Source organism: Parenemella sanctibonifatiensis, from assembly GCF_002250565.1.
Lineage (GTDB): Bacteria > Actinomycetota > Actinomycetes > Propionibacteriales > Propionibacteriaceae > Parenemella > Parenemella sanctibonifatiensis.
On record NZ_NMVJ01000010.1, the window covers coordinates 115,900 to 128,244 of the forward strand.

The window sequence follows — 12,345 nt, forward strand, 5'->3', positions numbered from 1 at the left end:
GTCGACTCAGGCCTGCATGACCTCGTCGATCTCGCTGAGCAGGGCCGCCTTCTCGGCGTCGCCGAGCCAGCTGGCCTCGATGGACTTGCGGGCCAGCTGGGCCATCTCCTCGGGCCCCAGATCCGCTTGCTGCGCCAACGCCAGATAGTTGTCGGCGACGTAGCCACCGAAGTAGGCCGGGTCGTCGGAGTTGAGGCAGACGCGGACGCCTCGCCCCAGCAGGTCGACGATCTCGGTGGCCTTCATGTCGTCGGTGACGAACGAGTTGGAGATCGGGCAGCAGGTGAGGCCCAGGCCCCGGTCCCGTACCAACTCGACCAGGGCGGCATCCTCGACGATGTTCGTACCATGATCAATCCGGTCAACCTTGATCATTTCGAGCACCTGGCGGATGTTGTCGATGCTGCCGGGTTGGTCGATGTCGCAGTGCATGGTGAGCTTGAAGCCCAGCTCGCGTGCCTTGGCGAAGGTCTCCGCAAACTTGGCCGGCGGCTGGTCCCGTTCGTCCGAGTCCAGACCCACGCCCAGGATCCGGTCCTGGTAGGGGATCGCGGCGGTGAGCGTCTCGGCCGCGGACTCGGCGCTGTGGTCGCGCAGGAAGCACATGATCAGTGCGGCCGAGATCGGCTGGCCATCGACGCCAGCGAGGTTGGCCTCGGCCACGGCCCGGGAGTAGCCCTCGATCACGGTGGAGAAGGGAACGCCTCGGCTGGTGTGGGCCTGCGGGTCGAAGAACATCTCGGCGCGACGTACGCCATCAGCCACCGCCCTACGCAGATAGGCCATTGCCAGGTCGTAGAAGTCCTGTTCGGTCTGCAGCACCTCCATCGCGGGGTAGTAGACAGCCAGGAAGCTGGCCAACGAATCGAACTGGTAGGTCGCGCGCACCTCCTCAACGGTCGACTGACCGATGTCGATGCCATTGCGCTGGGCCAACGCCAGCTTCAGATCGGGTTCGAGGGTGCCCTCCAGGTGAAGGTGGAGTTCGGCCTTGGGAAGCCGGCGTACGAGTGCTGCAAGATCCATGGAGGCAAGTGTGCCCGCTCCGCCGAACCACTAGGGTGGAGGCCATCATGACCGAGACTCCTGCCCGCCTGCGCGTGGCGCCGTCGCCGACTGGCGACCCGCACGTCGGCACCGCGTACATGTCCCTGTTCAACCTCGCCTATGCCCGCAAGACGGGCGGCCAGTTCGTGCTGCGGATCGAGGACACCGACCGCGCCCGCTACGACGCCACCAGCGAGCAGCAGGTCTACGACACCCTGACCTGGCTCGGCCTGGAATGGGACGAGGGGCCCGACAAGGGCGGTCCGTACGCCCCCTACCGCCAGTCGGAGCGGTTGGAGACCTACCGCCCGTACGTCGAGCAGCTGATCGAGGCCGGTCACGCCTACTACTGCTGGTGCTCCAGCGAGCGGCTCGCCCAGATGCGTGAGGTGCAGCAGAAGACCAAGCAGCCGACCGGCTACGACCGGCTGTGCTACGGCAAGACCCGCGAGGAACGCGCCGAGTTGCCCGGCTTCAGCGAGACGCCGGTGGTGCGGATGTACGTGCCCGGTGACGTGTCGCTGTTCTTCGATGACCTGGTCCGGGGCCGGGTCTCGGCGCCGCGCCCTGACGACCAGGTGATTCTCAAAGCCGATGGGTTCCCGACCTATCACATGGCTGTGGTGGTCGATGACCATCTGATGGGCATCACGCATGTCGCGCGCGGTGAGGAGTGGATCTCGTCCACCCCCAAGCACCTGCTGCTCTATCAGTGGCTCGGCTGGGAGGCGCCGCGGTTCGCCCACATGCCGCTGCTGCGCAACACCGACCGGTCCAAGATCTCCAAGCGCAAGAACCCGGCGGCCCGGCTGACGTGGTTCATCGAGCAGGGCTACCTGCCGGATGCGCTGCGCAACTTCCTGCAGTTGATCGGCTATCCGCCGGTGCGCGAAAACGAGGAGGTTGCCTCCTTCGACGAGTTCGTGGCCTCATTCGACTGGGCCAAGGTCAACACCGTCGGACCCGTCTTCGACCTCGACAAGCTCAACTGGCTCAACGGCCACTACATCCGCCAGCTCTCCACCGACGAGCTGACCGAGGTGATGGTCGATTACATGCTGACCCACGGCGACCTGGAGGCCGCCACGGATGAGCAGCGCGACCGCGTACGCCAGGCGGCTCCGCTGGTGCAGGAGCGGATCCAACTGCTCAGCGAGGTCGAGCCGATGCTCGGCTTCCTGTTCTGGGGTGATGACGAGGTCGAGCCGGATGACGAAGCCCTCAAGCAGCTCAAGGAGAACGCAGCCGAGGTCCTCAGCGCCGGCATCACAGCCCTGGAGGGGTTGGAGACCTGGACGCACGAGGCCATCGAGGCGGTGTTGCGAGAGAAGCTGGTGGAGGGGATGGGCATCAAGGCCCGGTTTGCCTTCACTCCGCTGCGGGTGGGCATCACCGGCCGCCGCATCTCGCCGCCGCTGTTCGAGTCGATGGAGATCCTGGGCCGCGACTCCAGCCTGCGTCGGCTGCAGCGTTTCAGCGACTCCCTGCAGGGCTGAGAGCGGGGCCATCCGAGGGGCCGCGTCGGGCAACGATTCGGCAGTCTGAGAACGGTGCGGGGCGTCCCGTCACGGTGGTAGCGTCTGCGACCATGACACAGCCGTTCCTTGTCCAGCGCCGTCGCGACACCCCCGCCGGAGTCGCCCTCACCATTGCCGGTAACGAGGCCTCTGGTGGTGCCGGCGCAGCTGTGGACTTGAAGACCTTCCACTCCTACGACGTCTTCGGCGCTGCCGCCATCACTTGCCTGGTCTCGGTCGACCCGAACAACGACTGGGCGCACCGCTTCGTGCCGGTGGATCCGCAGGTGATCGCCGACCAGATCGAGGCGACGCTGTCCAACTACACGGTGGACACCGTCAAGATCGGCATGCTCGGGACACCGGCGACCATCGAGGTCGTCGCCGACGCGTTGCAGGGCGAGCTGGCCTCGTCGGTGCGCAACATCGTGTTGGACCCAGTGCTGTTGTGCAAGGGTCAGGAGTCGCCCACCCTGCAGGCCACCGATGACGCGCTGCGGGAGGCGATCCTGCCGTTGTCGACGGTGGTCACTCCGAACCACTTCGAGACCGAGGCGCTGTCCGGGATGACGGTGACGGATCTGGACGGACTGATCGCGGCTGCCAAGAAGATCAATGAGATCAGCGGTGCAGCGGTGCTGGCCAAGGGCGGCGTACGCCTGGCCGGCCCCGATGCGGTGGACGTCTTCGTCGACGGCGACGTCGTCGAGGTGCTGCAGTCCCCGAAGGTGGGGGAGGACGCCATCCACGGCGCCGGTTGCACCGTCGCCGCTGCCGTCACTGCTGAACTGGCTCGAGGCGCTTCGGCAGTCGACGCAGCCCGCTCGGCCAAGGCCTTCGTGGACGCCGGCATCCTCGCCGCCGTACGCGGAAACCGCCCCTTCGACGTCGTGTGGCAGGGCGTCTGACCTCGATTTGGATTCGTCGTTCGGATCTGACAGAATCGACGGGTTGCTCCGACAGGGGTCGCTGGGGTGTGCTCGGCGGTCAGCCACGTATTGAGAGATGCGAGTGCTGGCGGTTGATTGCACCGAACCTGAGACCTCGCGTGATGCATGCTTGGCCGGTCCACCTGGGGCTGGCGGGTGTGCGGACCGGGTGCCGCGCCAGACTTCAGATTCCCATTCTGATGGGGATTCTGTGGTCGTGACTGGCGCGACACGCCCGAGTGCGTGGGTCGGAGGGGGCATCCACAACAGTGGGGCCACTGACCAGCCCGGACCCAGCGCCGGACACCAGATGACGAGAAGAAGGACGAACTGTGGCGGGACAAAAGATCCGCATCAGGCTCCGCGCCTATGACCATGAGGTCATCGACTCCTCCGCGCGCAAGATCGTCGACACGGTCGAGCGTACGGGAGCGAAGGTGGCTGGCCCGGTGCCGCTGCCGACCGAGAAGAACGTGTTCTGCGTGATCCGTTCGCCCCACAAGTACAAGGACAGCCGCGAGCACTTCGAGATGCGTACGCACAAGCGGCTGATCGACATCCTGGATCCCACCCCCAAGACGGTCGACTCGCTGATGCGCCTCGACCTCCCGGCCGGTGTGGACATCGAGATCAAGCTTCCGTGAGGTCTGAGCTGACGATGAGCACTACGACGAATGAACGGACCCTCAAGGGTCTGCTGGGCAGCAAGCTCGGCATGACCCAGGTGTGGGACGAGAACAACAAGATCGTGCCGGTCACGGTCGTCCAGGCCGGCCCCTGTGTCGTGACGCAGGTGCGCACCGCTGAGAAGGACGGCTACGCGGCCGTTCAGCTCGGCTTCGGTGCCGTGAAGGCCGCCAAGGTCACCAAGCCGGCCGCCGGTCACTTCGACAAGGCCGGTGTGACCCCGCGCAAGCACCTCGTGGAGCTGCGCACCGCCGATGCCGACAACTACGAGGTCGGCCAGGAGCTGACCGTTGACACCTTCGCCGCCGGCGAGATCGTTGACGTGACGGGCATCAGCAAGGGCAAGGGCACCGCCGGTGTCATGAAGCGCCACGGGTTCCGTGGTCTGGGCGCCGGGCACGGTACCCACCGCAAGCACCGCGCTCCCGGTTCCATCGGTGGCGCGTCAACCCCGGGCCGCGTGTTCAAGGGTCTGAAGATGGCCGGTCGCATGGGTGTCGACCGCGTCACCGTGCAGAACCTGTCCATCCACTCGGTCGACGCCGAGCGTGGCCTGATCCTGGTCAAGGGAGCCATCCCGGGCGCCAAGGGTTCGCTGGTCGTGCTCCGCTCCGCGGCCAAGAAGGCACAGAAGGGTGATGCCTGATGACTTCTGTTGAGGTAATCGGCGCCAAGGGCAAGAAGGTTGACCTGCCCGCCGAGATTTTTGACGCCCAGACCAGCGTCCCGCTGATCCACCAGGTCGTGGTGGCCCAGCAGGCCGCCGCTCGCCAGGGCACCCACGACACCAAGGGTCGTGGTGAGGTCAGCGGCACCGGCGCCAAGCCGTGGCGCCAGAAGGGCACCGGCCGCGCTCGGCACGGTTCGCGTCGGTCCCCGCAGTGGACCGGTGGCGGCATCGTGCACGGCCCCACCCCGCGTTCCTATGACCAGCGCACCCCCAAGAAGATGGTGGCCGCCGCTCTGCGTGGCTCGCTGTCGGACCGGGCCCGCGAGGGTCACGTCCACGTGATCGAGCAGCTGGTCTCCGGTGAGGCGCCTTCCACCAAGGAAGCCCTGACCAACCTGGCCGCGATCGAGTCGACCCGCGTGCTGGTCGTGCTGGCCCGCAACGAAGACCTGGCTTGGCTGAGCCTGCGCAACGTGGCCCATGTCCACGTGCTGCTCGCCGACCAGCTCAACGCCTACGACGTCCTCAACAGCGACGATGTGGTCTTCACGTCGGCTGCTCTCGAGGCCTTTCTGGCTGGTCCGACCAGCGGGAAGTCCGCCAAGGCCGTCGCCACCGAGACCGAGGCCGAGGCCGAGGAGGAGTCCAAGTGAGCGAGACCAAGATCCGCGACCACCGCGACATTCTGATCGCGCCGGTCGTCAGCGAGAAGAGCTACGGCCTGCTCGACGAGAACAAGTACACCTTCCTCGTGAAGCCGAGCGCCAACAAGACTGAGATCAAGATCGCGGTCGAGAACGTTTTTGACGTCAAGGTGACTGCGGTCAACACGATCAACCGTTCGGGCAAGCGTCGTCGTACGCGCAACGGCTGGGGCAAGCGTGCCGACAGCAAGCGCGCCATCGTGACCCTGGCCGAGGGCGACCGCATCGACCTCTTCGGCTCGGGCAACTGAGCAGCGACAGACAAGGACCACACCCATGGCAATCCGCAAGTACAAGCCGACCACTCCCGGTCGCCGCGGCTCCTCGGTGGCCGATTTCGCCGAGGTGACTCGGTCGACGCCGGAGAAGTCGCTGCTGCGTTCGCAGTCGAAGACCGGCGGCCGCAACAACTCGGGCCGAATCACCACCCGCCACATCGGTGGCGGCCACAAGCAGGCGTACCGTCTCATCGACTTCCGTCGTTACGACAAGGACGGTGTCCCGGCCAAGGTCGCTCACATCGAGTACGACCCGAACCGCACCGCTCGTATCGCGCTGCTGCACTACGCCGACGGCGAGAAGCGCTACATCGTGGCGCCGAACGGTCTGAACCAGGGCCACCGCGTCGAGGCCGGCGAGTCCGCTGACATCAAGCCCGGCAACAACCTGCCGCTGCGCAACATCCCCGTCGGCACCACGGTGCACGCGGTGGAGCTGCGGCCCGGTGGCGGCGCCAAGCTCGGCCGTTCGGCCGGCGCCTCCATCCAGCTCGTCGCCCGTGAGGGTGCGATGGCCACGCTGCGTATGCCTTCGGGCGAAATGCGCATGGTCGACATCCGCTGCCGCGCCACCATCGGGGCCGTCGGCAACGCCGAGCAGGCCAACATCAGCTGGGGCAAGGCCGGCCGTAACCGCTGGAAGGGCAAGCGCCCGACCGTCCGCGGTGTTGTGATGAACCCGGTCGACCACCCGCACGGTGGTGGCGAGGGCAAGACCTCCGGCGGCCGTCACCCGGTCAGCCCCTGGGGCAAGCCCGAGGGCCGGACCCGGTCCAAGAACAAGGCGAGCAACCGCCTCATCGTCCGCCGTCGCAAGTCCGGCAAGAAGCGCTGATCAGGAGCCTGAGAAGATGCCACGCAGTCTGAAGAAGGGTCCCTTCGTTGACGAGCACCTCACCAAGAAGGTCGAGGCTCAGAACGAGAAGGGCACCAAGAACGTCATCAAGACCTGGTCGCGCCGGTCGATGATCGTGCCCGAGATGCTCGGTCACACCATCGCGGTTCACGACGGCCGCAAGCATGTCCCGGTCTTCGTCTCCGAGGCGATGATCGGCCACAAGCTCGGCGAGTTCGCCCCGACCCGGACCTTCAAGGGTCACATCAAGGACGACCGCAAGGCCCGTCGCCGCTGAGCGCGCCGAGAGGAATTGAATTCATGAGCACCGACAGCAAGCAGCGTCCCAGCCGCCGCGCCGCCCTCCTGGGTGAGCGTCCCGGCTCGTACGCCATCGCGCGCCACGTCCGGATGTCCGCCACCAAGGTCCGTCGAGTCATCGACACCGTCCGTGGCATGGACGTCGCCGAAGCCCTGGACGCACTGAAGTATGCGCCCCAGGCCGCCAGCGAGCCGGTCTACAAGGTCGTCGCCTCCGCGGTGGCCAACGCCGAGTCCAGTGAGCAGCTCCGCGCCGACGACCTGTACATCTCGCAGGCTTTCGTCGACGAGGGCATGACAATGCGCCGGATCCGTCCCCGGGCCAAGGGCTCGGCCAGCCGGATCCTCAAGCGCGGCAGCCACATCACCGTTGTGGTGGAGCCCCGAGCGAACGAGAAGGAGGCCTGAGCATGGGTCAGAAGATCAACCCCGTAGGTTTCCGCCTCGGGATCACCACCGACCACCAGACCCGTTGGTATGCGGAGAAGCAGTACGCCGACTTCGTGTCCGAGGACGTGAAGATTCGCGAATACCTCATCACCAACCTGGATCGCGCCGGCATCTCCTCGATCGAGATCGAGCGTCGCTCCGAGCGGGTCACCATCTTCCTGCATGCCGCTCGCCCTGGCATCGTCATTGGCCGTAACGGCGCCGAGGCGGAGCGGGTGCGCGGTGCGCTGGAGAAGCTTACCGGCAAGCAGGTCCAGCTCAACATCCTCGAGGTCAAGAACCCCGAGACCGACGCCCAGCTGGTTGCCCAGGGTGTGGCCGAGCAGCTCAGCGCTCGCGTGGCCTTCCGTCGTGCGATGCGCAAGGCGCAGCAGTCCGCCATGCGCGGTGGCGCCAAGGGCATCAAGATCCAGTGCTCCGGCCGTCTCGGCGGTGCTGAGATGAGCCGGTCCGAGTTCTACCGTGAGGGTCGGGTGCCGCTGCACACGCTGCGTGCGGACATCGACTACGGCTTCTATGAGGCCCGTACCACCTTCGGTCGTATCGGCGTGAAGGTGTGGATCTACAAGGGCGACGTCTCCGGCACCCGTGCCGAGCGCGCGGCGCAGAAGGCTGCCCGTCAGGCGGCCGGTGGCCGTCAGCGTCCGGGCCGTGGCGACCGTCGACCGGGTCGGGGCGACCGCCCCGAGCGCGGTGGCCGTCGTCGCAACGATCGTGGCGGGGATTCCCGTTCCGAGCGCTCCGAGGCTCCTCAGGCCGAGGCGAGCGCCGCTTCCGAGAGTGCAGGTAACTGACATGCTGATCCCTCGTCGAGTGAAGTACCGCAAGCAGCACCACCCCAAGCGGGGCGGCGCGGCCAAGGGCGGCACCCAACTGGCGTTCGGTGACTACGGCATCCAGGCCCTGGAGGGCTCGTACGTCACCAACCGCCAGATCGAGTCCGCGCGTATTGCGATGACTCGTCACATCAAGCGTGGCGGCAAGGTCTGGATCAACATCTACCCGGACCGCCCGATGACCAAGCACCCTGCCGAGTCCCGCATGGGTTCGGGCAAGGGCTCGCCGGAGTGGTGGATCGCCAATGTGAAGCCCGGACGTGTGATGTTTGAGCTGTCCGGCGTGACCGATGAGGTCGCGAAGGAAGCTCTGCGCCTCGCGATCCACAAGCTGCCGATGAAGGCCCGCGTGATCAAGCGGGAAGGGGAGTGACCATGGCCAAGACGGACATCAAGGCCGCAGACCTGCGCAGCCTCAGTCGCGCCGACCTGAATGACAAGGTCAGCGAGCTGAAGGAGGAGCTGTTCGGCCTCCGCTTCCAGGCGGCCACCGGTCAGCTCGAGAACAGTGCCCGGCTCCGCGAGGTCCGCAAGGACATCGCCCGGGTCTACACCGTGCTCCAGGAGCGCCACCTCGGCATCATTGCCGAGCCGGGCGCCGAGGATGAGGAGAACTGATGAGCGAGACCACCGCCGACACCACCACCACGCCGGAGGAGCAGGGCGCCGAGGAGCGCACCTTCCGCAAGGTGCGTTCCGGGATCGTCGTGAGCGACAAGATGGACAAGACCATCGTTGTGGCGATCGAGGACCGCAAGCGCCACCCGCTCTACGGCAAGATCATGAGCACCACCGTGCGCCTCAAGGCCCACGACGAGAACAACGAGGCCGGCATCGGCGACCGGGTCCGAATCATGGAGACCCGTCGTCTGTCCGCGACCAAGCGTTGGCGTCTGGTCGAGGTGCGCGAGCGCGCCAAGTGATCTGACGCGGCACGTCGTCTGACACGACAGCGCCTCTCACACACCACCGCATGGAGCGGGTCACACCTTCGGGTGTGGCCCGCTCTTGTGTTTCCGGGCCGCCACCAGGTACGCGTACGGCGTCTGTCCCGTGACGGCGCGGAAGTCGCGGATGAAGTGTGTCTGGTCCGACCAGCCCAGTTGGTGGGCCAGGTCAGCCATCACCGGTTCCTGATGGGGCTCGCTCCGATCGAGCGCGGCGATGGCTTCTGTGACCCGGGCCCGGATCAGCATCCACTTCGGGCTGACGCCGGCGTACCGCCGAAACTGTCGTTGCAGCGTACGCACCGTGCAGCCCTGGGCTTCCGCGAGCTGTGGCAGCCGGGTGATCTGCTGGTCGGTCATCGCCTGCAGGACCGCGCGGAGCCGCTCGTAGCCGACGTCGGGGCCAGGGGTCCGAGCCGACAGCCAGGCATCCAGCTGGGGTGCGGCATTCGTCGCGCCGTCGGGGATGTCGGCCCACTCCTGGGCGAGCCCGGGGAAATGCGCATCGGCTGGAGCTGTGGCGCCACACAACTGGTCCGGCTGCAGCGTGGGAGCGAACAGTGGTGCCGCGCCGATGGCGAACTTCACCGCCAGCACGGCTCCGGTCCCACTGAGAGTCGCCTCGAAGCCGTCGCGGGGCCGGGGCCCGGTCAGCCAGTGTCCGGCGCCGGGCTGGTCGCAGCGAGATATGCTGCCGCGTTCCCGGCTCAGGTGCAGTGACGGGTCGTCGATGGTGGTGGCGGTGAAGCCGGTGCCGGGTGGCAGCTGCCATTGCACCGACCAGTACCGGTCAACCCAGTGGCGCAGCTCGGGCGCCGGCAGCGCGTGGTCGTAGCTGGCGTGGTGAGCGAACTCATCCGGCCGCAAGACATGACCGAGCAGGTGAGGCGCTGTCGCATTCGTCCTATCGGAGCTGCCGGGCATGGCACCAGCATGGCAGTCATGACTGACACAACAGAGCAGAACACCGCCACCGACTCGTCGCAGCAGGACAACCCGGCGGGCATCGCCTCGCTGGCGATGATCACGCTGGACGCCAAGGATGCCGGCGAGCTGGCCACCTTCTATGCCGGCGTGCTGGGCTGGCCGATCGTTCATCAGGACGAGTACTACGCGATGCTCGCTGGCCCGAGCCATGCCTTGGGCATTGGAGTGGTTCCCGATCACCAGCCGCCGAGCTGGCCTGATGACGGCCACAAGCAGTTCCACCTCGATCTGGCGGTGGCTGACATCGAGGCGGCGGCGGCCGCATGCGTCGATCTGGGGGCGACTCGCCCCGCGGAGCAGCCGGGGGAGAGCTGGTTGGTGCTCCTGGACCCTGCCGGGCATCCGTTCTGCCTGACGGACGCAGCCAACTGGGGCTGAGGGCCCCGTGAGCGGTGGGTCGGAGCCGGCGGTAGTGTCCTGATCACCTCTACCCCCGGAGTGTGAATCATGGCCCGAACTGGCCTGCTGCCGTCACGACGTCTCTTTCTTGGCCTGACCGGAGCTGGCGCGGCCGCGGTGCTGCTCGGCACCGGCGCCTTGCCCACCACCGATGCGTGGGCGGCGCCGCTGCCGGACAATCCGTTCACCTTGGGTGTGGCCTCGGGCGATCCGACTCCGGACGGGATGGTGTTGTGGACCCGGCTGGCGGTGGATCCGTTGGCGGCTGATGCCGGCGGTGGGATGGGGCTGCGCCGGGTGCCGGTGCGCTACCAGGTCGCCGAGGACGAGCGCTTCCGAGCCGTGGTGCGCGCTGGCACGGTGTTGGCCAGCCCGGAGCTGGCTCATTCGGTCCATCCTGAGGTGACGGGCTTGCGCCCGGATCGGGTCTACTACTACCGATTCCAGGCTGCAGGTCACACCTCCCCGGTGGGCAGGACCCGCACCGCACCAGCGGCCGGGACCCGGCTCAACGACATCCGCTTCGCCTTCGCCTCCTGCCAGAGCTACGAAGGTGGTCACTACACCGCGTACGAGCATCTTGCGCAGGAGGATCTCGATCTGGTCATCCACCTGGGCGACTACATCTACGAAAAGTCCTATTTGGCGGACCCGCAGTTCCACGACGGTGGCGCGATGCCGGACTGGTTCAAGACCCCGTGTCTGGACCTGGCTCGCTACCGACTGCAGTACTCGGTCTACAAGTTGGATCGTCACCTGCAGGCCGCCCATGCCGCCCACCCGTGGGCGTTCACCTTCGACGACCACGAGGTCTTCAACAACTGGAAGGGCACCAACGACACGACCGAGGCAGACCTCCAGCGGCGAGCGGACGCCTTCCAGGCCATGTACGAAAACCTGCCGTTGCGAGCAGGGCAGCGTCCTGACGGTCCGGACATCCAGATCTATCGCAAGCTGCAGTACGGAGCGTTGGCGGACTTCACGCTGCTCGACTCGCACACCTTCCGCAGCATGACGACACTCGACCAGCGCCTGGATCCGATCTCGACCAACTTGGGTCACGCCCAGCGCGACTGGCTGGTCAGCGGCTTCTCGTCCTCCCAGGCGCAGTGGCAGATCATCGGCAACCAGCAGGCGATGATCGAGATGGACCAGGACCCCGATCCGGCCGTCGACAAGTTCAGCGGTTCGTGGGACTACTACGCCTACGAGCGCAACCTGATCCTGCAGGAGGCCCGCGAACGTGAGGTCGGCAACTTGGTGGTCATCACCGGGGACAAGCACTGCAACTACGTCGGTGACCTGCTCACCGACTACGAACATCCCGACACCGCCGAGGTGGTCGGCTCGGAGTTCATCGGCACATCCATCAGCAGCAACGGCGACGGAGCCCCGAGCTCGCCGGTGGGGGAGCGGCTGCTCCAGGCCAATCCTCACCTGAAGTACTACAACTTCCAGCGCGGCTACAGCCGGGTCACGGTACGCCCGGACAGCCTGACCAATGAGTTCCGCGTCGTCCCGACGGTGTCATCCCCCGGATCGGACATCATCAATCGGGCCACCTTCGTGGTCGAGGACGGGCTCCCGGGCGCGGTCCAGGCCTGACCGGCCACCCGGAAGCGGGTGCTGGGCGTACGCCTGGTGACCAGGACCGGTCGCCAACGCCCGGTTTGTCCACGATTGGGGCCGCAGCAGGCGTTGTTGTATGCTTGCACGGTTGCCTTGGGGCTGAGCCTGC

At 66.6% G+C, this 12,345-nt stretch carries 17 protein-coding genes; 15 read left to right on the top strand and 2 right to left on the bottom strand.

Going from position 1 to position 12,345, the window contains the following annotated elements; all coding sequences use genetic code 11:
• Positions 1-6: 6 nt before the first annotated feature.
• Positions 7-1,026: an adenosine deaminase gene (gene add, locus CGZ91_RS12300; protein WP_094455579.1), complete on the bottom strand. Its 1,020-nt coding sequence runs from the start codon at positions 1,024-1,026 to the stop codon at positions 7-9.
• A 119-nt stretch (positions 1,027-1,145) separates the two neighbouring features.
• Between add and gltX the strand changes: the two genes are divergently transcribed.
• The 13 genes from gltX to rpsQ all read left to right on the top strand — a co-directional run bounded on the left by gltX (position 1,146) and on the right by rpsQ (position 9,197).
• Positions 1,146-2,543 carry a glutamate--tRNA ligase gene (gltX, locus tag CGZ91_RS12305; protein WP_229116626.1) on the top strand — a complete coding sequence of 466 codons (1,398 nt, stop codon included), beginning with the start codon at positions 1,146-1,148 and terminating at the stop codon, positions 2,541-2,543.
• A 92-nt stretch (positions 2,544-2,635) separates the two neighbouring features.
• A complete protein-coding gene (locus CGZ91_RS12310; RefSeq protein WP_094450776.1) occupies positions 2,636-3,472 on the top strand; it encodes a PfkB family carbohydrate kinase in 837 nt (278 codons plus the stop codon).
• Positions 3,473-3,825: 353 nt separating this feature from the next.
• Positions 3,826-4,137 carry a 30S ribosomal protein S10 gene (gene rpsJ, locus CGZ91_RS12315; RefSeq protein ID WP_094450777.1) on the top strand — a complete coding sequence of 104 codons (312 nt, stop codon included), beginning with the start codon at positions 3,826-3,828 and terminating at the stop codon, positions 4,135-4,137.
• Positions 4,138-4,151: 14 nt separating this feature from the next.
• The gene (gene rplC, locus CGZ91_RS12320) at positions 4,152-4,826 is read left to right on the top strand and encodes a 50S ribosomal protein L3 (RefSeq protein WP_094450778.1); all 675 of its coding nucleotides are present in this window, start codon (positions 4,152-4,154) and stop codon (positions 4,824-4,826) included.
• Positions 4,826-5,503 carry a 50S ribosomal protein L4 gene (gene rplD, locus CGZ91_RS12325; RefSeq protein ID WP_094455581.1) on the top strand — a complete coding sequence of 226 codons (678 nt, stop codon included), beginning with the start codon at positions 4,826-4,828 and terminating at the stop codon, positions 5,501-5,503. Before rplC ends, rplD begins: the two co-directional genes overlap by 1 nt.
• On the top strand, positions 5,500-5,805 hold the full coding sequence (gene rplW / locus CGZ91_RS12330; RefSeq protein ID WP_094450780.1) for a 50S ribosomal protein L23: 306 nt from the start codon (positions 5,500-5,502) through the stop codon (positions 5,803-5,805). The genes rplD and rplW overlap by 4 nt, the downstream gene beginning before the upstream one ends.
• Before the next feature lie 25 nt (positions 5,806-5,830).
• Complete coding sequence (gene rplB, locus CGZ91_RS12335) at positions 5,831-6,667, top strand: 50S ribosomal protein L2 (protein WP_094450781.1); 837 nt, start codon at positions 5,831-5,833, stop codon at positions 6,665-6,667.
• A 16-nt stretch (positions 6,668-6,683) separates the two neighbouring features.
• Complete coding sequence (rpsS, locus tag CGZ91_RS12340; protein WP_094450782.1) at positions 6,684-6,965, top strand: 30S ribosomal protein S19; 282 nt, start codon at positions 6,684-6,686, stop codon at positions 6,963-6,965.
• A gap of 23 nt (positions 6,966-6,988) precedes the next feature.
• Positions 6,989-7,396 carry a 50S ribosomal protein L22 gene (rplV, locus tag CGZ91_RS12345; RefSeq protein ID WP_094455583.1) on the top strand — a complete coding sequence of 136 codons (408 nt, stop codon included), beginning with the start codon at positions 6,989-6,991 and terminating at the stop codon, positions 7,394-7,396.
• A 2-nt stretch (positions 7,397-7,398) separates the two neighbouring features.
• The gene (gene rpsC / locus CGZ91_RS12350; protein ID WP_094450784.1) at positions 7,399-8,232 is read left to right on the top strand and encodes a 30S ribosomal protein S3; all 834 of its coding nucleotides are present in this window, start codon (positions 7,399-7,401) and stop codon (positions 8,230-8,232) included.
• Position 8,233: 1 nt separating this feature from the next.
• Positions 8,234-8,647 carry a 50S ribosomal protein L16 gene (rplP, locus tag CGZ91_RS12355; protein WP_094450785.1) on the top strand — a complete coding sequence of 138 codons (414 nt, stop codon included), beginning with the start codon at positions 8,234-8,236 and terminating at the stop codon, positions 8,645-8,647.
• A gap of 2 nt (positions 8,648-8,649) precedes the next feature.
• The gene (rpmC, locus tag CGZ91_RS12360) at positions 8,650-8,892 is read left to right on the top strand and encodes a 50S ribosomal protein L29 (RefSeq protein ID WP_094450786.1); all 243 of its coding nucleotides are present in this window, start codon (positions 8,650-8,652) and stop codon (positions 8,890-8,892) included.
• The gene (gene rpsQ, locus CGZ91_RS12365) at positions 8,892-9,197 is read left to right on the top strand and encodes a 30S ribosomal protein S17 (protein ID WP_094450787.1); all 306 of its coding nucleotides are present in this window, start codon (positions 8,892-8,894) and stop codon (positions 9,195-9,197) included. Before rpmC ends, rpsQ begins: the two co-directional genes overlap by 1 nt.
• 60 nt (positions 9,198-9,257) lie before the next feature.
• Here rpsQ and CGZ91_RS12370 read toward each other — a convergent pair whose 3' ends face one another.
• A complete protein-coding gene (locus CGZ91_RS12370) occupies positions 9,258-10,145 on the bottom strand; it encodes an AraC family transcriptional regulator (protein ID WP_094455585.1) in 888 nt (295 codons plus the stop codon).
• Between the two features lie 18 nt (positions 10,146-10,163).
• Here CGZ91_RS12370 and CGZ91_RS12375 point away from each other — a divergent pair, with 18 nt between their 5' ends.
• Positions 10,164-10,586: a VOC family protein gene (locus CGZ91_RS12375; RefSeq protein WP_229116611.1), complete on the top strand. Its 423-nt coding sequence runs from the start codon at positions 10,164-10,166 to the stop codon at positions 10,584-10,586.
• Between the two features lie 69 nt (positions 10,587-10,655).
• Positions 10,656-12,212, top strand: coding sequence for an alkaline phosphatase D family protein (locus CGZ91_RS12380; RefSeq protein ID WP_094455589.1), 1,557 nt, complete (start codon positions 10,656-10,658; stop codon positions 12,210-12,212).
• Positions 12,213-12,345 lie beyond the last annotated feature (133 nt).

Bases quoted from the DNA above. Each gene is read 5' to 3' on its own strand.
- CGZ91_RS12375 (WP_229116611.1), top strand. From the start codon at position 10,164: ATGACTGACACAACAGAGCAGAACACCGCCACCGACTCGTCGCAGCAG.
- add (WP_094455579.1), bottom strand. From the start codon at position 1,026: ATGGATCTTGCAGCACTCGTACGCCGGCTTCCCAAGGCCGAACTCCAC.
- CGZ91_RS12310 (WP_094450776.1), top strand. From the start codon at position 2,636: ATGACACAGCCGTTCCTTGTCCAGCGCCGTCGCGACACCCCCGCCGGA.
- rplP (WP_094450785.1), top strand. From the start codon at position 8,234: ATGCTGATCCCTCGTCGAGTGAAGTACCGCAAGCAGCACCACCCCAAG.
- rplD (WP_094455581.1), top strand. From the start codon at position 4,826: ATGACTTCTGTTGAGGTAATCGGCGCCAAGGGCAAGAAGGTTGACCTG.
- rplB (WP_094450781.1), top strand. From the start codon at position 5,831: ATGGCAATCCGCAAGTACAAGCCGACCACTCCCGGTCGCCGCGGCTCC.
- gltX (WP_229116626.1), top strand. From the start codon at position 1,146: ATGTCCCTGTTCAACCTCGCCTATGCCCGCAAGACGGGCGGCCAGTTC.
- rplV (WP_094455583.1), top strand. From the start codon at position 6,989: ATGAGCACCGACAGCAAGCAGCGTCCCAGCCGCCGCGCCGCCCTCCTG.
- CGZ91_RS12380 (WP_094455589.1), top strand. From the start codon at position 10,656: ATGGCCCGAACTGGCCTGCTGCCGTCACGACGTCTCTTTCTTGGCCTG.
- rpmC (WP_094450786.1), top strand. From the start codon at position 8,650: ATGGCCAAGACGGACATCAAGGCCGCAGACCTGCGCAGCCTCAGTCGC.
- rpsQ (WP_094450787.1), top strand. From the start codon at position 8,892: ATGAGCGAGACCACCGCCGACACCACCACCACGCCGGAGGAGCAGGGC.
- CGZ91_RS12370 (WP_094455585.1), bottom strand. From the start codon at position 10,145: ATGCCCGGCAGCTCCGATAGGACGAATGCGACAGCGCCTCACCTGCTC.
- rpsC (WP_094450784.1), top strand. From the start codon at position 7,399: ATGGGTCAGAAGATCAACCCCGTAGGTTTCCGCCTCGGGATCACCACC.
- rplC (WP_094450778.1), top strand. From the start codon at position 4,152: ATGAGCACTACGACGAATGAACGGACCCTCAAGGGTCTGCTGGGCAGC.
- rpsS (WP_094450782.1), top strand. From the start codon at position 6,684: ATGCCACGCAGTCTGAAGAAGGGTCCCTTCGTTGACGAGCACCTCACC.